This window comes from Amycolatopsis benzoatilytica AK 16/65, assembly GCF_000383915.1.
Classification (GTDB): Bacteria; Actinomycetota; Actinomycetes; order Mycobacteriales; family Pseudonocardiaceae; genus Amycolatopsis; species Amycolatopsis benzoatilytica.
This window is the reverse complement of the sequence record NZ_KB912942.1, coordinates 6,607,437-6,625,894: the sequence shown is the minus strand read 5'-3', so window position 1 is coordinate 6,625,894 and position 18,458 is coordinate 6,607,437. Positions and strand designations below refer to the sequence as shown.

15 protein-coding genes and 5 pseudogenes are annotated in these 18,458 nt (G+C 67.6%); 12 read left to right on the top strand and 8 right to left on the bottom strand.

Annotation, left to right across the window (positions count from 1 at the left end; all coding sequences use genetic code 11):
* Positions 1–17 precede the first annotated feature (17 nt).
* The 5 genes from AMYBE_RS0130730 to AMYBE_RS0130710 are packed head-to-tail and all read left to right on the top strand — an operon-like array spanning position 18 to position 3,907.
* Complete coding sequence (locus tag AMYBE_RS0130730; protein WP_245573277.1) at positions 18–548, top strand: hypothetical protein; 531 nt, start codon at positions 18–20, stop codon at positions 546–548.
* The gene (locus tag AMYBE_RS0130725; protein ID WP_020663226.1) at positions 545–1,348 is read left to right on the top strand and encodes a hypothetical protein; all 804 of its coding nucleotides are present in this window, start codon (positions 545–547) and stop codon (positions 1,346–1,348) included. The genes AMYBE_RS0130730 and AMYBE_RS0130725 overlap by 4 nt, the downstream gene beginning before the upstream one ends.
* Positions 1,345–2,475: a phosphoenolpyruvate carboxykinase (ATP) gene (locus AMYBE_RS0130720; protein ID WP_020663225.1), complete on the top strand. Its 1,131-nt coding sequence runs from the start codon at positions 1,345–1,347 to the stop codon at positions 2,473–2,475. Before AMYBE_RS0130725 ends, AMYBE_RS0130720 begins: the two co-directional genes overlap by 4 nt.
* A complete protein-coding gene (locus tag AMYBE_RS0130715; RefSeq protein WP_020663224.1) occupies positions 2,472–3,248 on the top strand; it encodes a sugar phosphate nucleotidyltransferase in 777 nt (258 codons plus the stop codon). The genes AMYBE_RS0130720 and AMYBE_RS0130715 overlap by 4 nt, the downstream gene beginning before the upstream one ends.
* An 8-nt stretch (positions 3,249–3,256) precedes the next feature.
* On the top strand, positions 3,257–3,907 hold the full coding sequence (locus AMYBE_RS0130710) for an NUDIX hydrolase (protein ID WP_020663223.1): 651 nt from the start codon (positions 3,257–3,259) through the stop codon (positions 3,905–3,907).
* Between the two features lie 333 nt (positions 3,908–4,240).
* Here AMYBE_RS0130710 and AMYBE_RS46955 read toward each other — a convergent pair.
* Positions 4,241–4,423: pseudogene (locus AMYBE_RS46955) on the bottom strand (transposase family protein); the annotation flags it as partial.
* A gap of 147 nt (positions 4,424–4,570) precedes the next feature.
* Positions 4,571–9,778: a type I polyketide synthase gene (locus tag AMYBE_RS0130700; RefSeq protein WP_020663221.1), complete on the bottom strand. Its 5,208-nt coding sequence runs from the start codon at positions 9,776–9,778 to the stop codon at positions 4,571–4,573.
* Between the two features lie 73 nt (positions 9,779–9,851).
* On the opposite strand from AMYBE_RS0130700, the gene AMYBE_RS45185 reads away from it, so the two are divergent.
* A protein-coding gene (locus tag AMYBE_RS45185) for an IS5 family transposase (RefSeq protein ID WP_211227005.1) occupies positions 9,852–10,669 on the top strand; the annotation gives its coding sequence in 2 pieces (ribosomal slippage) (positions 9,852–10,194 and positions 10,194–10,669; 819 coding nt in all).
* 532 nt (positions 10,670–11,201) lie between these two features.
* Here the strand turns inward: AMYBE_RS45185 and AMYBE_RS45180 are convergent.
* Positions 11,202–11,375: a hypothetical protein gene (locus AMYBE_RS45180; RefSeq protein ID WP_154676348.1), complete on the bottom strand. Its 174-nt coding sequence runs from the start codon at positions 11,373–11,375 to the stop codon at positions 11,202–11,204.
* A 712-nt stretch (positions 11,376–12,087) separates the two neighbouring features.
* Here AMYBE_RS45180 and AMYBE_RS42680 point away from each other — a divergent pair.
* Entirely contained in the window at positions 12,088–12,576 is a 489-nt protein-coding gene (locus AMYBE_RS42680; protein WP_211226879.1) for a hypothetical protein, read from the top strand.
* Here the strand turns inward: AMYBE_RS42680 and AMYBE_RS42675 are convergent.
* Positions 12,519–12,947, bottom strand: a complete 429-nt coding sequence (locus tag AMYBE_RS42675) for a site-specific integrase (RefSeq protein ID WP_020663214.1) — start codon at positions 12,945–12,947, stop codon at positions 12,519–12,521. The two genes, AMYBE_RS42680 and AMYBE_RS42675, sit on opposite strands and share 58 nt — an antisense overlap.
* A gap of 101 nt (positions 12,948–13,048) precedes the next feature.
* On the opposite strand from AMYBE_RS42675, the pseudogene AMYBE_RS46950 reads away from it, so the two are divergent.
* Positions 13,049–13,267, top strand: a pseudogene (locus AMYBE_RS46950) (transposase family protein); the annotation flags it as partial.
* A 234-nt stretch (positions 13,268–13,501) separates the two neighbouring features.
* Here the strand turns inward: AMYBE_RS46950 and AMYBE_RS46945 are convergent.
* The 3 genes and pseudogenes from AMYBE_RS46945 to AMYBE_RS46735 all read right to left on the bottom strand — a co-directional run.
* Positions 13,502–13,588 (bottom strand): annotated as a pseudogene (locus AMYBE_RS46945) (hypothetical protein); the annotation flags it as partial.
* 84 nt (positions 13,589–13,672) lie between these two features.
* Positions 13,673–14,194, bottom strand: coding sequence for a ParA family protein (locus tag AMYBE_RS46740; protein WP_281172118.1), 522 nt, complete (start codon positions 14,192–14,194; stop codon positions 13,673–13,675).
* A complete protein-coding gene (locus tag AMYBE_RS46735) occupies positions 14,122–14,565 on the bottom strand; it encodes a ParA family protein (protein ID WP_281172117.1) in 444 nt (147 codons plus the stop codon). Before AMYBE_RS46735 ends, AMYBE_RS46740 begins: the two co-directional genes overlap by 73 nt.
* Positions 14,566–15,373: 808 nt before the next feature.
* Between AMYBE_RS46735 and AMYBE_RS0130650 the strand changes: the two genes are divergently transcribed.
* Positions 15,374–16,522: a terpene synthase family protein gene (locus tag AMYBE_RS0130650; RefSeq protein WP_154676345.1), complete on the top strand. Its 1,149-nt coding sequence runs from the start codon at positions 15,374–15,376 to the stop codon at positions 16,520–16,522.
* A gap of 252 nt (positions 16,523–16,774) precedes the next feature.
* Positions 16,775–16,960: pseudogene (locus tag AMYBE_RS46435) on the top strand (transposase); the annotation flags it as partial.
* Here the strand turns inward: AMYBE_RS46435 and AMYBE_RS46430 are convergent.
* Positions 16,954–17,274, bottom strand: a pseudogene (locus AMYBE_RS46430) (transposase); the annotation flags it as partial. The pseudogenes AMYBE_RS46435 and AMYBE_RS46430 overlap by 7 nt on opposite strands.
* Positions 17,275–17,382: 108 nt before the next feature.
* On the opposite strand from AMYBE_RS46430, the gene AMYBE_RS0130640 reads away from it, so the two are divergent.
* Both AMYBE_RS0130640 and AMYBE_RS44315 read left to right on the top strand, forming a co-directional pair.
* Entirely contained in the window at positions 17,383–17,673 is a 291-nt protein-coding gene (locus AMYBE_RS0130640) for a transposase (protein WP_020663211.1), read from the top strand.
* A 62-nt stretch (positions 17,674–17,735) separates the two neighbouring features.
* Positions 17,736–18,152, top strand: coding sequence for an IS3 family transposase (locus AMYBE_RS44315; protein ID WP_020663210.1), 417 nt, complete (start codon positions 17,736–17,738; stop codon positions 18,150–18,152).
* The last annotated feature ends 306 nt before the right edge of the window (positions 18,153–18,458 follow it).

Here is an 18,458-nt window from a genome sequence, read left to right as displayed (position 1 = left end):
CGGAGAATCTGGCCAGTGTGCTGGCCGACGTGCGCCGGCTTCGCGCTGGTTTCGCGGGCACCGCGCCGCAGCCGTGGACCGCGACCACGGCCGCCGCTGAGATGGCCGTCCAACTCGGACACCTCGCCCTGTGCCTGCTTCGCCGGTGGGGAGCCGACACGACCGACCTCGACGATCCGCAGCGGCCGATCACCGACACCGGGGATGAGTTGGCCGATGTGCTCTTGGCCGCTCTCAGCGTGCCGACGCTGGCCGAAGCGGAGCCCGCTGGGCTGCCTGCGCCCCGACAGTTGGGCCGTGACGGCGAGGTCGAACGATTCCTGCGCCTGCTGATCACGGTGGGCCAGCTCGCCGAAGCCGCCATGATGCACGACGGCTTCCGCCATCGGCCCACGGGCACGCCGCCGTCGATTCCGTCGGCCAGCGCCAGCGCGGTCACGGCCGCCGACGCGCTGGCCGACGATCTCGGGGTGGATTTGCTTGCCGAGTTCCGGGCGATGACGGTCGACGCCGAAGCATTCCTCCGCAGCAGGGACACCACCTGGTGACCGGCCAGGGCGACTTCGCCGCGCATCGCCGCGACGGCGACGACGTGATCAAGGTCCTGGACGGGCGGCACCCGGCGGGAGCCCACTTCGTGGCGGCGGCGCAACACGTCGGCGTGACCGGGATGAACGCCTACCTGTCCACGCTGCGGGCGGCCGGGGTGCACCTGCCGCCCGGCCTGTCGGTGGAATCGGCCCGGCCGCTGGCGGTGCGGCATCGCTGGGTCACCGGCCCGGTGTTGCTGGACCATGCCAGCGTCGACCCGTCGCGCTTTGTCGACGCGGTGATCGAGATCGCCGGCTGGGTGCGCGCCCTGGACCCGACGGATGCCCGCGTGGACACCAACCTGGCCAACTTCTGCCTCGCTGACGATGGAGTCGTGCTGGTCGACGTGCTGCCGCCACTCATCCCAAGCCTGCGCCCGGAGCCGTCGAACCTGTTCGACGTGTTGTTCGCCGCCTTGTGTTTCGACACCACGGTGATCCTGGACGCGCTGATCGGCTACGCCGCTCGTGCCCTGCTGCGTTCCGATGTCAGCCTGGCTGTAGGCCAACGTGACGACCTCGCACGTCCGGTACCGCAGGAGTTCGCCGAGCCCGTCGAGGCGTCGTTTCCCGCCTCGTGGTTCCGGGCGCGAGTCGGGCTGGCCTTGCGTGCACTTGCTGGGGAAGCCGAGCCCGCAGGTGTCCATGACTTCTTCGCCCTGACCTCCGTGCGGGCGTTTCGGGATCTCTCCGAGGTACAACGGGCGGACCGCGTCCGGCAGGTCGACCAGACTGTGAAGGAGCTTGCCCTGACATGAACCCGTCGGCCGATCCCGCGATAGGACTGTCCACGTGGAACTGCCACGCCGGGGATGTGGAGTTCGCGATCACCGCGCCATCCGCATGGCTGCCTGCTCAGCGCGCGTACCTGTCGGACTTCCTCACCGTGCCACCGGGAGAACTCGGCCTGGCCGCGTTCACCATCCGCGTTCACACCGACGATACGGCCTTCCGGCGGATCGTCGATACCATCGCGCGCTCCCCGACCACCGGCACCATCGAGCCGGTTCCCGGATTGCTGATGCAGGAGGCCCGTCAGTCGACCGGCCGCCGCTGCTACATCATCGCCAGGGACGACGTGGAACACCAACCGGGCGCGTACGCCGTGACCGTGCACGGCCATGACATCGACTTGTTCGTCCATACCGGCACCGCGCGTCCGCATCGCTACCCGATCCGGCTGGTCCGGGAGGCAATGCTGCGTACCTACGAGGACGCGGGCGGTGTCATCTTTCACGCGGCTGGTGTCGATGTCGGCGGCGCGGCCGTGATGGTCTGCGGACCCCGTGGTGCGGGCAAGACCACCGTGACGGCGGCGCTGCTGCGGTTACCCGGCGCTGGCCTGCTGTCCAACGATCGACTCGTCGTCTACCAGGAAGATCACGTCGTCGCTGTGCCGCTGCCGGTCCCGACCGGGCGAGGCACGATCCAGGCGTTTCCCGAACTGGAGCGCCTCGTTCCCCACCGGGCCGGCGGCGGGCTGGACAAGATGCCCGCGGACTTCGGTTCGGCGGTCAAGCACGCCTTCACCGCCCGCCAGTTCGCCGAGGCGTTCGGTGCCCGCCTGATCGCACGGTCGGCGTTGCGGCTGGTCGTGGTACCCCGGCTGACGGACACGGACGAGCCAGCCCACGCGCGTCGCCTGCCGGTGGCTGAGGCCCGCCGGATCATCGCGGCGAACTGCTTCACCCCGTGCGATGAGTTCTGGATTCGGCCCTGGCTGGTTCCCCGCCGCAAAACAGAGGAGCAGCTTGATAACCAGGCCAGTGCCGCTGTCGAGTACCTCGCGGCGTCCGTGCCGTGCGTCGAGGTGAGCTTCGGCGTACGCAACCCCGTGAGTGCTCTTGCCCGCGCCCTGGAGGAGACGGCGGGAGGTGTTCGATGAGGCGCGCGGGCTGGACGGCGGTTGTCACCGCAGCGGGGCACGCGACGCGGTTCCGGCCGTTCAGCGCGATCGTCCCGAAAGAGATGCTGCCAGTCGGGCACCGGCCCGCCGTCCACCACGTGATCGCCGAGTGTGTGGGAGCCGGAGCCGCCACCGTTGTTGTCGCGACCCGACCCGATGACCTTGTCGTGCCTGCCTACCTGGCCATGCTGCGCGAGGATGGCGTGCCGGTGGAGGCGGTCGCCGAGGACCTCGGGCACGGCTACGGCAACGGCACGCCGCTGCTCACCCTCCGGGCCAGGCTCGCCGCCGAGGAGTCGTTCGGGGTGGCATTCGGTGACGATGTGCTGCTGGGCGGACACGACCTCGCCGCGATGCGCGGTCTGGCCAGCAACGGGGCTGACGCGGTGATCGCCGCGCAACGGGTCGACCATGCCGACATCGCCTCGTTCGGGGTCGTCGACATCCACCCCGGCGACCCCGACCGCGTGATCGGCATCCGGCAACGGCCCGACCCGGCCACCGTCACCGAGCCCCTCGCGGTTGTCTCCCGGTTGATCCTGCGGCCGTCGATCTTCGACCTGCTCGTCCCGACCGAGCGCGCTCGCGGAGAAGTCGACCTCGGCGTGGCCGTCGGGGAACTCGCCCGCATCGCTGACGTGCGCGTCCATCGGATCACGGGACGCTGGGTCACCGTCGGTGAGCCACGCCGATACCTTGAAGCCCTCCAGACTTACTGGCAACTCCAGACCGAACCCGCCGCTCACCACTGAGGACAACCGTGAAGCTGATCGACATCTTCAACGACCGCTACGAACCCGTCGGCACCGAGGACAAGAAGACCGCCCACGCCAAGGGCTTGTGGCACCGCACCTTCTCCGCGCTCGCCGTCAACCCCACCACCCAGCGCGTGGTCCTCCAGAAGAAGGCTCCGGGCCGGTACAGCTTCGACCGGCCCGACTACGCCGACATCACCGTCGGCGGCCACTACCAGGCCGGCGAGACCATCCCCGACGGCGTGCGCGAGGTCTACGAGGAATTGGGGCTGCCCGTCGCCTACGGCGACCTGCACCCGATCGGCCTGCGGCAGACCGCCGTCACCCTCGCCCCCGACTACATCGAACGCGAGTTCCAGCACTGGCACCTGATCCCGCTGGACGTGGCGTTGGAAGACATCCCGCTCGCTGACGCCGAGGTGTCCGGCCTGGTGGACATCGCGCTGGACGATGCGATCACGCTCGCCGAGGGCGGCACCGACACCGTGCCCGCCCGCTACGCCACCCGAACCGACACCGGCCTTGCCTACAGCGAGGCCACCCTGACCACTGCCGACCTGATCCCCAACTACCTCACACTCGATCAGCTCTACCTGCGCCTGTTCGTCGCCGCGCGCCGGTTCTGCGCTGGTGAACGCACGCACCTGTTCTGGTGACAGCCGGGGACCGGCTTGTGCGGATCGCTGTCGTCGTGGGCACCCGCCCCGTACGCCGCACAGCTGCGCGGCCAGACCATCCCTGAATAGCGCGGCCTCGGCGGCGACATCCGCGTTCAGGCGGGGCCGTTCACGGTCGTCGACCCCGAGCACCGGCAGCGCGCTCACCAGCGGGGCCGTCCAGGCCGCGCAGCAGCCGCAGCAGTTGTCCCGGCTGGTCGGCACCGTCAGCATCCGCCGCAGCAACGACGTCCGCCGCGCCCGCGGCACCGTGAGCCCGTCCGGCCGCTCGGCGAAGGTCGGCGCCGGGCAGGCCCGGCCGTCGCAGAAGAACCGCCGCACCCGCAGCCGCAGCTCGACCGGCCGGCCGCCGATCGGGGCGTCCGATAGCCGCCGCCAGTACCGGCTGTGCACCCGCCGGGATACGTCCCCGCACCCCGGACACGTCGCTTCCTCGCCGCGCAGCCGAACCTGCAGAACAACGCCGGCCCCGCGGTCGGCCAGCTCCTCGACCACCACCGAGCCGAGATGCGGCAGCAAGCCGCGCAAGATCACATTCGGGTGATCATGCTCCGCGGAAGGGTCAGAAGCTGGGAGCCACGCCGACCTCCGATCACGCAAGATGCGCCAGATCCCATATCGGTGCACCACCCCACCTCGTGGCTACGCTGCTGCGGACGTCTTCAGCAGCTCGGTCACGTGCTCGGCCAGGGCTGGGATGGTGGGATGGTCCCACAGGATCGTCGGCGGCAGGGAAAGCCCGTACCGTCGCTGCAACCGCGCTCGCATCGACACCGCCATCACCGAGTCAACGCCGCTTTCCGGTAGCGGTCGCCGGACATCGACATCGGCAGCTGGCTGTTTGAGCTCTTCGGCGACCTGGTTGACGAGGTCGTCACGGACGTGGGCGAGGAGTTCGTCCTCGGACAGCCCCGCCCATTCCTCCAGGATTGACGTGCTTTCAGTCGGTCCGTCACCGGTGGCGGTGGTGAGTTCGGTCAGCACCGCCGGACGCGGAACGTTGTCCGGGACCGGCACGGGGCGGAGCACAACGAAGTACGGCAGATCGATCCTAGACAGGAACTGCCATGCCTGGAACGCCTCGTCGGGGGTGAACCCGTCGATGCCGTTCGCGTTGGCTTCGGCCATGCTGCTGGCGATGTCGCTGGCCATGCCGGTGCCCAGCCACGCCATCCACGCCACGCTGACCACGTCGCGGCCCCCGTTGGCGCGCCGGTAGTCGGCGACTGCGTCGAGGAACGAGTTCGCTGCCGCGTAGGTGACCACGCCGCTGGTGCGGGCGAACTGACCGGATGAGGAGAACAGCACGAAGAAGTCCAGAGTTCCGGGCGGGAACTGTTCGTGGAGCACCATCGCGCCACGTGCCTTCGGGCGCATGGTGCGGGCCAGACCGGCAGTGTCCATGTGTTCGGCGAGCGCGTCGTTGACCACGCCTGCTGCGTGCACCACGCCTCGGATCGGCGGCAACCCCAGCGCTTCCGGCGTCAGCGCCTCGGCCACCTGGTTGGGGTCGGCGACGTCGAGGGCGACGACGCGAACGGTCGCGCCGAGGTGTTCCAGCGCGCGGACGGCGTCGATCCGTTCCCGGGTGGTGGGGTCGGTGACCGTGTCCCACTCGTTGCGGGGCGGTAGGCCGTTTCGTCCGGCGAGGACGATGCGGCGCGCGCCGAGTCCGACGAGCCACCTCGCGACTTGGAGACCGATGGCGCCGAGCCCACCGGTGACCAGGTAGGTGCCGTCCGGTCGGCACTCTAGCTCCGGTCGTTCAGGTTCGCGTTCCACGGGGATCATGCGTTCCACGTGGTAGCTGTCGCTGGTCGCGGAGTAGATGTCCTCCCCCGGGGCGGGGGTGGACAGCAGGAGGGCGAGTGCGCGTTCCTCGGGGTTGGTCACGTCCGGGTCGACGTCGACCAGCCCACCCCACAGGTCGGGGCGTTCGCCGGAGATGATCCGCGCGGCACCCCACAGTGACCGGTGCGCGAGCGCGGTGCGGTCGCGGCCTGCTCGGACGCCTCGGGTGAGGCACCACAGCCGCGGCACGTTCGCTCCTGCGGTGCGCGGAATCCGCTGGGTGGCGCGGATCAGCGACCATGTTGCGCGTTCGGCTTGGTCAACGGGGTCGGCGCCGGTGTCGGGGCCGGGTGCGATCACGACCAGCCCGTATTCGCCGGGGCCGGGTTCGGGGATGTCGTCGGCTTTGGGGACCTGGCGGCACAGGATGCCTTGGTCGTCCAGGCGCTTCGCAAGCGCGGATGCTACTTCGTCGGTGCCGACAACCACGGCCCATTCCGGAAGGTCGGTGCCCTGCTCGATAGCGAAGGGTTCCCAGGTGATCTCGTGGACGAGGTCGCGGGGTCCGGCCATCGTGCCGGGTGCGCCGTCGAGCACGCCGAAACGGAGTCCAGTGATTTCGGCGACGACCCGGCCGTCCTCGTTGGCGATGAGCACGTCGACGGTGTCGGGGGCTTCCTCGGAGGTCCAGGCGTGCACCAGCAGGCGGCTTAGCGGGTTTCCGGCGACGACGAAACGGCGGATGTTGGAGGGCATCCGGGTGAGTTCGTCGTCGGGCAGCAGCAGCGGGGTGATCGTCAATGCCCCGTCGAGCACTTCGGCCCAGCTGCCGCCGTCGCACTGCATGGAGGCAAGGAGTTCCCGGTCGTTGCGGTGCAGGCTTTCGACTTTCCACGGGAATCCGTAGCCGTCGACTCCCCGGGCGCGGAACCACTCGTCGAAGCGTTCCCAGGTCCACTCTTCGCCGCTGCCGACCCGCTTGATCGCGGGCTCGTCGAGGTACTGGGTCGAGACTTGGGCGGTGTGGTCGAGGGCGGCGGTGGTGTGGGTGAGCCATGCTTCGTCGTCGCTGCCGTCGGTGCGGGAGGCCAACCTGAGGGTGCCTTCTTGGAGCACGACTTGGAGGGTTCGGGGGACTTCGACGACGACCGGGATGCGGAGTTCGACGTCGGTGAGGGCGGCGTTGTCGCCTGCTGTCATGAACGTGCTGAGCAGGACAGCGGCGGGCACGATTTCCACGCCGTGGACCGGGTGCTCGTTCGGGTACGGGCGGGAGTCGTAGTCGAGGTGCGTCTCCCACATGCTGATCAGGGATGCGCCGCTGACCCAGGTCCGCCCACCGATCAGGGTGTGACTGTCCGGGGCGTGTCCGCCGCCCCGCGCACCGCCTGTCCGGATGGTCTCCACCCAGTACTGCTGACGCTGCCAGGCCATCGTGGGCAGCTCAACGAATGCGTCGTTCGGGTACAGGCGGGTCCAGTCGAGGTTGCCGCCGGAGCAGTGCAGCTCCGCTAGGTTCACCAACAACTGGTGCTGCTCCCGGTCGCGGCGCAGGCTCGTGTGCACCGTGGCGTCGACGTTCGCGGCCTCCAAGGTCTCCCGGATGGAGTGCGCGACGATCGGGTGGGTGGAGATCTCCAGGAATTTCGTATGCCCGTCGTTGATCGCGGCCTGGACGGCTTCGAGGAAGTGCACGGGGTTGCGCAGGTTGCCGACCCAGTAGGTGCCATCCAACGGCACGTTCCCTCGGGGGTCGTCCTGTGAGGTGCTGTAGAACGGCACGACCGGTTCGCGGGAGGCGATGTCGCGCAACTGGTCGGTTAGCTCGGGGAGTAGCTGGTCCATATGGTCGCTGTGGAACGGCACCTCGGTGTCGACGCGCCGCACCATCAGACCTTCGTTGGTCCACTCCTCAGCAACGGCGGTGACGGCGTCGCGGCCACCGGAGATCACCGTTGATGTGGGGCTGGCGGAGATCGCCGCCACGACATCGTCGCGACCGTGGAGGCGGCGTTCGGCCTCGTCGAACGGGAGTGGGACCATGGCCATCGCGCCGGTTCCCTCGGTGCGGCGCACCAGCACGGACCGGCGGCACACGGCCTTGGCTGAGTCCCGGATGTCGACTGCTCCGGCGGCTACGGAGGCGGCGTACTCGCCGACCGAGTGGCCGATCACGGCGGCCGGTTGGACACCGCGCGTGCGCCACAGCATGGCCAGCCCGACTTGGATTGCAAACGTCGTGGGGTGGGTGATCGCGATGTTGCTCCAGTCGCCGTCGGCGATCGCCTGACGGATGGAGAACCCGGCTTCGCTCTGCATGATCGGTTCCAGCATGTCGATCACGTACGCAAAGACCGGCTCGGTCTTCAGGAGTTGACGCCCCATCCCGGCCCATTGGGCACCGGCGCCGGAGAACACCCAGACCGGGTTGGTGTCGGCGTCGGCGCGGGAGAGGACGGTGTTGCTGGTGGGTTCGCTGCCGGCGACCGCGCGCAGCTCGCTGATCAGCTTGTCCCGGCTACTGGCGACCGCTGCGCCGCGCCAGGTCAGGTGCGCGCGTCGCCGCGCCAGCGTCGCACCGACGGCGTCGATGGGGGTCTCGGGGTGGGTTTCGAGCCAGTTGGCGAGCTTGCCCGCGAGCGCCCGCGCTCCGGCTTCGGACCTTGCGGAGAACGAGAACACGCGCTGACGAACCTCGAAGGTCGCCTCGTCGTGCTTCCTCTTCGTCTTGGTCTTGGGGGCGGTGGGGGCTTCTTCGAGGATGACGTGCGATATGGTTCCGCCGATCCCGTACGAGGACACCCCAGCGCGGCGGACGCGTTTCCCGCGCTTCCACGGGGTGGGTTCGGCAACGAGCTCCAGTCCGGAGTTCGCCCAGTCCACAGCGGGAGTGGGCTTGTCGTGCGGGCTCGGCGGGATCTGCTCGTTCTGCAACGCAAGCACGGTCTTGATCAGCCCGGCGACACCGGCACCGGCTTCAAGGTGGCCGATATTCGGCTTGACTGACCCGATTCGGCACGGTCGCCCGGCGGGACGGTTCTTGCCGTAGACGTTGGCGATCGCGTTGGCTTCGAGCGGGTCGCCAGTGGGGGTTCCGGTGCCGTGGGCTTCGACGTAGTCGACGGTAAGGGGGTCGATTCCGGTTCGTTCGCAGACCTGGCGCAGCAGGCTCTCTTGCGCGTCGCCGTTGGGCATCATCATCCCGTTGGTGCGGCCGTCCTGGAACAGGCCGCCACCACGGATCAGCGCGAGGACGCGGTCACCGTCGTGTTGTGCGTCGCTGAGGCGTTTGAGGACAACGATCCCGGCGCCTTCGCCGCGTCCGTAGCCATCGGCGTCCGCGTCGAACGCGCGGCTCTGTCCGCGTGGGGAGGTGGCTCCGGCGGCGTCGAGGGCCACCGCGAACGAGGGCCCAGCCATCAGGTTCACGCCACCGGCCAGGGCGAGTTGGGTTTCCCTGCGCCACAGGTTTTGGCACGCGGTGTGGATCGCGGTGAGCGATCCGGCGCAGGCGGTGTCGATGGAGAGGCTGGGGCCTTGGAGGTCGAGCGTGTAGGAGACTCGGTTGGCGATGCCGAACAGGCCAGCGCCGTTGAGTGCCCACGCCTGGAGCCCGGGGATGTCGTCTAGCAGGCGCTTTCCGTAGTCGTAGGCGCTGACGCCGAAGAACACACCGGCGTCGGTGCCGCGCAGCCCGGTCGGCGCGATCCCGGCGTGTTCGAGCGCCATCCACGACAGTTCCAGCATCAGACGCTGTTGCGGGTCGATGAACTCGGCTTCGCGGGGTGTGACGCCGAAGAAGTTGGCGTCGAAGCCGGTGATGTCGTCGAGGTAGCAGCCGAGCTGGGTGGTGCGACGGAGGATCGCGCCCACCTCGGGGCTTTGGGAGCCGTACGGTTCCCACCGCTGCGGGGGTACCTGGCGGACCGCGCTCTGCTCTTGGTTCAGAAAGTTCCAGAAGCGTTCGGGAGTGTCGAGGTCCGGGGCGAATCGGAAGCTGATCCCGACGATGGCGATCGGTTCATCGCCGGTGGTTTCGACCGCAGCGTTGGCCAACATTTCTCCTCCGTATCAGCTAACTAAGAGCGTGTCTTACGTGGTGTTCGGCGGCTGATGTGTGATGGTCTTGGTCGTGGTTGATCGTTTGTCGTTGCGGCTTGTGCCGGACGAGTTGTGGGACCTGGTGGAGCCGTTGATTCCCGCGTTCGTAGCGCGCCCCCAAGGTGGCGGGACCGCGCCATTGGAGCCGCGGCAGGTGTTCACCGCGATCGTGTATGTGCTGACCAGCGGGTGCGCGTGGCGGGATCTGCCGCCCTCGTTCGGGGTGCCGTTCCAGACCGCGCACCGTCGCTTCACACAGTGGACCGAGCAGGGGCTGTGGCGCGAGCTCCACCATGTTCTCCTTGACGAACTTGGTAGCAGGGGTTTGCTCGACTGGAGTCGCGCGATCGTGGACGGTGCCTGTGTTCGCGCGAAAAAGGGGGATCGCTAACGGGTCCCAGCCCTGTCGACCGGGGCAAGCCGGGCTCGAAGATCCACGTCCTGTCCGATCGGGGTGGGCTGCCGCTCACGGTCGCGATCTCCGCCGCGAACACCCACGACTCGCACGCGCTCAAACCGCTGGTCATGGCCATCCCTGCGGTGAAATCCCGCCGCGGCCCCCGGCGGGGCCGACCTGGCAAGCTGCACGCGGACAAGGCTTACGACCAACCCGCACTGCGACGCTGGGTAGCGGCGCACGGCATCGGCGTGCGGATCGCCCGCAAGGGCATCGAATCCGCCGAGAAACTCGGCAAGCACCGCTGGGTGATCGAGCGGACCATGGCCTGGTTCACCGGATACCGGCGCCTGACCCTGCGCTACGAACGCAAAGCCGGACACTTTCTCGCATTCCTCCAACTCGGAGCCGCAGTGACCTGCTGGAAGAAACTCCGAAAACTCACCACATGAGACATGCTCTAACACCTCGACCGCCCACACAAGGTACGGGTCTTGCATTCCTGGATACGTTATCCCTGACCTGGCACGCAACCCGCTCAAGGAATAACCACTCCGTGCAGGGCGGAAAGAATCCAAAGGCCACGCCGCGGTCGCGCGGGCCGGCGCGAGCCGGTGCCCGGCTGCCGGCCCCAGGGAAGGTCATCGCGGAACTCAGTTTCGGCTTCTGGCGCTATCTGTCGTCTCGCCGGCAGGCCGAGCCGTTGTGGGTGCCCTACCTGCACACGGCCTTCCGGGCCGGGACTAGCCGCCACGACGTGGACGGCCCCGTCGGTCGGCTCCACGACCTACGCAATCGAGTCGCCCACCACGAGCCTTTGCTCGCCACCAACCTCGCAGCACGGTGCGCAGACGTCCTCACCGTAGCGAGCCTGCTCTCGGACGAGCTGGCCACCTACATTGGCGCCAACAGCACCTGCTCCCGACTGCTGACTGATCGTCCCTACTGAAGCGGAGGGGCGCCGGCCCCCAGGGCTGACGGGGCTCAGCCGGCGGCTCTGGGCTGGTGGGTGTGATGGTCGACGTCGGCCCGGTGGCGGGCGAACGCGCTGAGGACGTACCCGAGCTCGTCCGGATCCTCACCTCCAGACCCGCGCTGGCCCGGGCACGTCAGCGCGGCGACGAGGGCCGCACCGGCAGCGGTCTCGCGGTCGAGCACCAATCCTCTCTATTCCGTCCAAACCGACACGCACCAAACGGGCCGCGGGTACTGCATCCCGACAGCAAACAGATATCACCCGGCAACCCACCTCGGCTTTGTCCGGTGTTACTCGATTGCAGGCCGCGACCGGGTCGGACAGGAAAGGCGGGCGGCCACGAGAAATCCTGCAAGAATTCTGCAACGCCGGACGATCCCCTGCAATAGCCCGCCGGGGGGACATTTACGGTTACTGTCCACATTTTCATTGCTTCACCAAACACACTGTTCTAATCCACCCGAATTGGCCAGCCAGCCCGGCCCTCGGGGCCCCGATCGGCCCAGCCTCACGGGCAACCCCTACCCAGCGGAACCCCTGCCGGCACAACATCCACCCGCCAGGGGACCTCGGGCATCGACCCCACGCTCGTCACGAAGCGGCGCCACCAACTAGCCGCCTACTCCGGATCAGGTACCGCCATGGGCCAAAAGTGGATAAATGAATCGCCCTGGGTCGCGGAGAGGCAGGCGGGCGATCGCCGGCACCGGGGTACCGGGTGTTGGCCGCACTGGACCCTCAGCGGGCGGGAGGGGTGTCCCGCCTGATCAGCGATGGGGACATCGAGTTCATCGTCGCGACGGCCACGACCCGCCCGGGCGCGCTCGGGCGCCCGTTCACGCACTGGAGTGTGCGCAAGCTCGCCGCGTATCTGGCCAGAACCCGGACCGGCCGGTGCGCGTCCGTCGTGAGCGGCTGCGCCAGCTGCTGCGTGAGCATCGGGTGTCGTTCCAGCGGACGCGGACCTGGAAGGAGTCCACGGATCCGGACAAGGACGCCAAGCTCGACCGGATCGAGGAGGTGACCAGCCGATTCCCGAACCGGTGCTTCGCGTTCGACCAGTTCCGGCCGTTGTCGATCCGTCCCTGCCACGGCTCCGCCTGGGCGCTTGAGTCGAAGCCGACCCGGCTGCCCGCGACCTACACCCGCCCGCACGTCATCCGCTACTTCCACGGCTGCTCCAGCCTGGGTGATGACCAGCTCTGGGGTGTCCTCCGGCGCCGCAAGGCGACGCCGTGGTCCTCGTGGGTCATCGCCCACTGCAGGCACCGCGTCGACGTGCAGGACCATCCCGATTTCCGAGCGGCCGCTGTCGACTTCGAGCGTCAGAGCCCGAGCTGGGTGGCCGCGTTGTCCTCCCAGGCGGTCTCGACGCGCACGTAGGCGCCGAGGGTGGCGAGCGAGCGGTGCCGGGTCTGGTGGGCGATGGCCCGGTCGGTGGCGCCGCGCAGGTGGGCGTAGGTGACGAAGCCGGCGCGCAGGGAGTGCGCGGAGTAGGGCCCGCCGGCGAGCTCGGCGCGGGCGGCCGCGGCCTGGACGAGGTCGTTGACCGAGGCCGGGTTGAGCGGCCGGTCCAGGGCCCGGTTGCCCTTGCTGACCTTCCGGAACACCGGGCCGGTGGTGATCGCGGCGGCCGCGAGCCAGCCGCGTAGGGCGGTGACCGGGCAGCGGCTGCGCCGGTTGGCGTAATCGACGAGTCGATCGAGCGCCTGCTCGACGGCACCGCCCTGCAGGTTGGGTATCGATCTGCCCATGAGCGCGTGTCGCGCTTGAAGTGCAACAGCTCTTACCGTCTTGTTTCGTTGTCGGGCAGACATCGAAGTGAATCGGGCAAGAGCTGTTGCGGTATGAGGCTATGACGGGGCTAGACGATGGGCAACTCACCGATCTGGTGGCGCGGATGCACGTGGCGTGTGGCGACAAGTTCGTGTCCCGTGGCCGGCCCATCGCGCTGGGGCTGTTCCGGTCGGTGGCCATGGTGGTGTGCTTGCTGAGGAAGAACGTGACGCAGGACTTCGCCGGTGCGGTGTTCGGGGTCAGCCAGTCCACGGTCAGCCGTCGCTGGGACCTGCTGCGACCGGTGATCGGTGAGGTCCTCGCCGCGGTCGTTCCCGACCCGCGCGAGGTGGTCGGGCGCGGGACGGTGCCGGTTGACGGCACGGTGTGTCCGACGTGGGACTGGAACCACGTTCCCGACCTGTTCTCGGCCAAGGTCGGGTACCCGGGCATGAACCTGCAGAAACTGCTCGCGAGCGACGACCAGCGTGGGCTGGAGCTGTCCGACCCGGGCCAAGGTTTCTGCGAGCTCCCGCACCTCCTGATCGTCGTCGTCATACCGCGGGTTCAACGGGTTCGGCTGCACCTCGTCGAGCCGCAGGCTGGTCGGATGCGCCATGCGGCTCCGCAGAGCTGCTCGCGCGGCGCTGTCGCCGGACGGGCGGCGGCTCTCCATCGCCGCGAAGTCCTTCTTCGCCATGGGTCAGTTGCCTCCCACCGAGGCTGAGGAGCGCTCGGCCCCATCTGCGACCAGCGACTCCAGCGGGGGAAGCCGATCCCACTCGTCCGCCGAAGCGAGCCCGGCTGCGAGGTCGAGCCGTACGGCGATGCGCCGGTAGGCGTCGGCGATCGGCGCGGCCGGTTTGTAGTCGACGACAGTCTCGCCGCTGAGCCACGCTTCTTCGACCACGGCTGCGAGCGGCAGGTGCGCGAGGATCGGGAGCGGAGCGATCGACGGGTCTTCTGGTGTTCCGTACTGCTCCAGCTGCTCCATCTTGTAGCGGGCGATGCCGGAGAGCGGACGTCGGTAGATGCCCGGGACCAGGCCGTACAGCTCGCGGCGGGGGAGCTGGAGCTCCTCTTCGACCACCGCCAGCTGCTCGATGAGCAGTCGGAGGGCGCGGAGCGACGTGTTGTTGGGCTGGACCGGGATCAGGAGGCCGTTGGCTGCGACCAGCGCATTGTCGGTGAGGATGTCCAGCGACGGCGGGCAGTCGATGAGCACGTGATCGTAGGAGTTGGCTGGGAGGCGCTCCAGGAGACGCGCCAGTCGGAACTCGGGGCCCGGCCGTGGTACAGCTGCCGGACGACGAGGAACATCGCTACAGAGGTCGGGATGATGTCGAGCTGACCGCCGCTCGGATGCGGCTCCCGCTGGTGAATTAGCTCCTCGATCGGCCCGGTGTGCTCCCCGACCAGGGCGGATGCCAGATTGGGCTGGTCGGGGTCGGCCTCCTCCATCCGCAGCGCCTCTGCGGTGAGGTGGCCCTGCGGGTCGAGGTCGACGAGAAGGACTCTGCGGCCGCGCTCGGCGAGGGCGCCGCCGGTTCCGACGGTCAGGCCGGTCTTGCCGACCCCGCCCTTCTGGTTGAGCACAGCCGTGATGTGCGGGAGGGACGTGGCTGCGTGCGAGGGGGCTGTAAACCTGGTTTCCAAGGGACCTACCGCTCCGAGTCGTCGGTGAACACAGCCTGGTTGATCAGCCAGCGGCGCCAGTACTCGACCCGGGCAGGGCGCGGCCTGCGCTGCGTGGGGTGCCGGTGCGTGCCACGGTCGTGGCTCGGTTGCGGTCGCCTTTGAGCTTGAACCCGGTCGCCGGACCTGGGTGAACTGGTGGGAAGCACCGCTGGTGGCTGTGGTCGGCTGAGCCGGTTCGGCAGGGGTGGGCCAGGTAGAAGACGATGGCAAGGCGCGCACGGCAACCATCTTCGACACGATCGGGGTGCGGTAACCGAGATCGTTACTGGTTGTGTCGTGCTCGTCCTCATGACACGCCGAAACCGCTGGTCACGGCATCAAATCGCGCCTTTAACACCACTCTGGTCTCCACGCTACACGGGGAAACACGGTGGTTGTTTGCCCCGTCCATTACTCCGTTCGGCAGCGGGGAGAACGTCGCCGCGGACATCTGCGGCACGTTCAGTCACCAATGTGGCCGAGGGAGAAAGCCATCCGCGAAAACCCCGCTGCCAAATGGGTGGTTTCACCCTGCGAGCTGTTGATTTGTCTTCTTGTCGTGGGCTGGATGGTGGATTACTGGGAGTACCGGCTGCCTAGCGGCATCCTGCGGTTGCGGTGATGCCCGGAGCGTTCAGCTGATGATGGGAGGTCCTGATGCTATGTCACGCACACACCGTGTCGCCCGGCACCTCGCTGCTGGACAGCCTTCGGTGCCGAGCAGGCGTTGCTGGCCAGTGACGCCCTGCAGGCGGCCGGCCTGCAGGCTGTGGCGCGTACCCAGGGAACTTCGGTGGAGAATGCTCAGACAAAGACGGAAGGAGTAAATGTCTTGAAATCTCCGGGTCAGTCCTATCGCGAGCCTTCAATCATGGTTCCCGAAGGAGAATTTCCTCAGCAGTCACTTCGGATCTGGCCGTTCGACGTACCATTCTCAACTCGGGTCAACTCCGAGCGTCTCCGGGTTTCCGCGCATTCCCGCTCCTGGGTTCAACAGATGGGGCTGTGCACCACCGCGGCGGAACTTCAACGGCACGACCGCTACGACATGTCACTATTCGCTTGCCTCAACTATCCTGATGCCGCAGGAGCCGATCTCGACCTGATCAGCGACTGGGTGTGCTGGTGGTCGGTCTGGAACGACCTGACCGACCGTCCAGAATTCTTGCACGACCCGGATCGGGTCACTCGGTTCTTCTCCTCCCTGGCTGCCGTTGTGGAATTGTCCGAGCGCGAAATTGACGAGGAGATGCCTGCGCAAGACAACCGATTTGTGGTCGCTTTTTCGGACATCTGGCGACGCTGGCGGAGAGGAATGTCCGCGGAGTTTGTGTCTCGCACCGGAAGAAATTGGGTGAACTGGTTCAACTCTTACATTGTCGAGTGCCACAACCGGCACGCTGGCGCGAGCCTCGACGTAGACACCTACCACCAGATCCGAGACTTCACCGGGGCGGTCATCCTGGAATTGGACGCAGCCGAGCGCGTCGGGCACTACGAGGTTCCTCCTGAACTACTCGAAATTCCTCCCGTTCGTGCAATGCGCGAGATCACCGTGCGAGTCATCAACATTACTCAAGATGTCCAGTCCCTTCCCAAGGAAGAAGAAGCAGGCGACCAGCACAATCTGGTTCTCGTCCTGGAGCGGCGACATTCGCTGACGCGCATGCAGGCCTTGCGTGAGGTCCATGTCATGATCCGTCGTTGGACTGACGGATTTCTCGCGGAAGAGGCATCCGTACCTCGCTTTCTCGACCAGTTCGAGGTTCCCTTGGCGAGGCGCCGACCGGTGTACAAACACATCGACAACATGCGTACCCTGATGAAGGGTGGCGTTGAATTCTGCGCCGCGTCCGGGCGCTACGTGAAACTCTGAATCAGAGAGGTGATCTCCGCAAGATCATCGTTGGTTTGAGTTCTGGCGTGAGGACCAGGCGACACGTCGTCGCGTGTGTGCCGGTGATGGTCGTGGAGTCCCAGGTATAACAGGTCTGACCAAAGATCATCTTCACCGTGAGGTTCCACGTGATTGCCTATCACGCCACACGCGACGTTCCCCACGAGCTTGCTCTCGGCGTCGGTCGACTGATGCGCCCCGGGTTCTGTGCAGGCTCTGATTACAGGAAGAATGCAGAGCATGCCGGCACCGAGGAAGTACAGCGATGAGCTGTGCGGGCGGGCGACACGGATGGCGTTGGACGCGATCGCGGCCGAGGGGCAGCGGATGGCGGCGATCCGCCGGGTTGCGGGCCAGCTGGACGTGCATCCGGAGGCGTTGCGGACGTGGGTCAAGCGTGCTGAGATCGACGCTGGCGCCGCGCCGGGCCGCACCAGCGATGATGCCCAGCGGATCGCCGAGCTCGAACGAGAAGTGCACAACTCGGCGTTCTCCCGCTTCAACCGCTTGAGCTCCGCGGACTCCTCCGACGTGGTCCCGGGCCGCTCACCGGCGTCGACCTCGGCCTGGCGAACCCACTTGCGCACCGTCTCCGCAGTGCTCACCCCCAGCTTCTGAGCGACCGCACCGATCGCCGCCCACTGCGAGTCGTACTTCGGGCTCACCTCGGCGACCATCCGCACCGCCTGCTCACGCAACTCCCGCGGATAGTGCTGGGACCGACGTGTCATGACTCCATCTCCTCACAAGATCGAGTCTCCGGACACGCCGGTGAGCTTCCCCCGGTTGTCCGGACACCTGACCTGAGGTGACCGCCGGTCACCAGGGAGGATGTTCCGATGCCTGCACCACACCCGCCTGAGTTCCGTCAGCGTGCTGTCGAGCTGGCCCGTCTGGGCGACAAACCGGTCGCCGCGCTGGCCAAGGACCTGGGCATCAGCGAGTCCTGCCTGCGTAACTGGATGGCCCAGGCCGACGCCGACGACAACGGTTCCGCGGCCCGGCTGACCAGTGCGGAGAAGAAGGAACTCGCCGAGCTACGACGCAAGAACCGGCAGCTCGAGATGGAAAATGAGATCCTGAAGCGCGCCGCGGCGTACTTCGCGCGGGAGAACATCCTCCCAAAGTAGTTTTCCCGCTGGTCTGTGAACTCGCCGCTGACGGTATCGACGTCGCGGTGGCCTGCCGGGTATTGAACGTATCCCGCTCCGGATACTACGAATGGCGTGACCGGCCGATCTCGGCCCGGGACGAGGAGAATGCGCTTCTGCTGAAACACATCGAACAGATCCACGCTGATTCCCGCGGCACCTACGGCTCGCCACGGGTGCACGCCGAACTCACCCTCGGTCTGGGGATGCCGGTCAACCTCAAACGGGTCGAGCGGCTCATGCGCGAGGCCGGGATCCAGGGCCTCTACCGGCGCCGGCGGCACCACACCACGGTCCGCGACCCGGCCGGGCAACCCAGCACCGACCTGGTCAACCGCCGGTTCACTGCGGATGCCCCGGACCGGTTGTGGATCACCGACATCGAGCGCCACGAGGCGCTGCTGAACCGAGTGGAGGTGGGAGACCTTCACCGCCGTGTCGTCGCAGCGGCGCGGTGAAGCTGGGGGCAGCCCGATCCCCGAGACGGGGGTGAGGGTGGTAAGCCGCCCCGACAACGCCGGGACGGGCCAGTACTGCCAGATGGTGCGGGCCCGGCAAGCGAGACGGAAAGGCGCACGTGAGGAACCAGCGACTGAACGCCTCTCAAGAGAGCCACCAGCTCCAATCTGGCGGATCTGGGCTGGATAGCAACGCGCACCCGAACGACGGCGAGCACGATCGCACTGTCGGCGGGGAACTCCTGGACCGGTTGATGTCGCCGGTCGGGAGGCCACGGTGAAGGCCTGCGGCGTAGCCGTGGCGAT

What these genes read in the sequence shown, in the direction of transcription:
- AMYBE_RS42675 (WP_020663214.1), bottom strand. Translation starts at nt 12,947, where the DNA reads ATGGGCAGATCGATACCCAACCTGCAGGGCGGTGCCGTCGAGCAGGCG.
- AMYBE_RS0130640 (WP_020663211.1), top strand. Translation starts at nt 17,383, where the DNA reads ATGCCTGCACCACACCCGCCTGAGTTCCGTCAGCGTGCTGTCGAGCTG.
- AMYBE_RS0130720 (WP_020663225.1), top strand. Translation starts at nt 1,345, where the DNA reads ATGAACCCGTCGGCCGATCCCGCGATAGGACTGTCCACGTGGAACTGC.
- AMYBE_RS0130700 (WP_020663221.1), bottom strand. Translation starts at nt 9,778, where the DNA reads ATGTTGGCCAACGCTGCGGTCGAAACCACCGGCGATGAACCGATCGCC.
- AMYBE_RS0130715 (WP_020663224.1), top strand. Translation starts at nt 2,472, where the DNA reads ATGAGGCGCGCGGGCTGGACGGCGGTTGTCACCGCAGCGGGGCACGCG.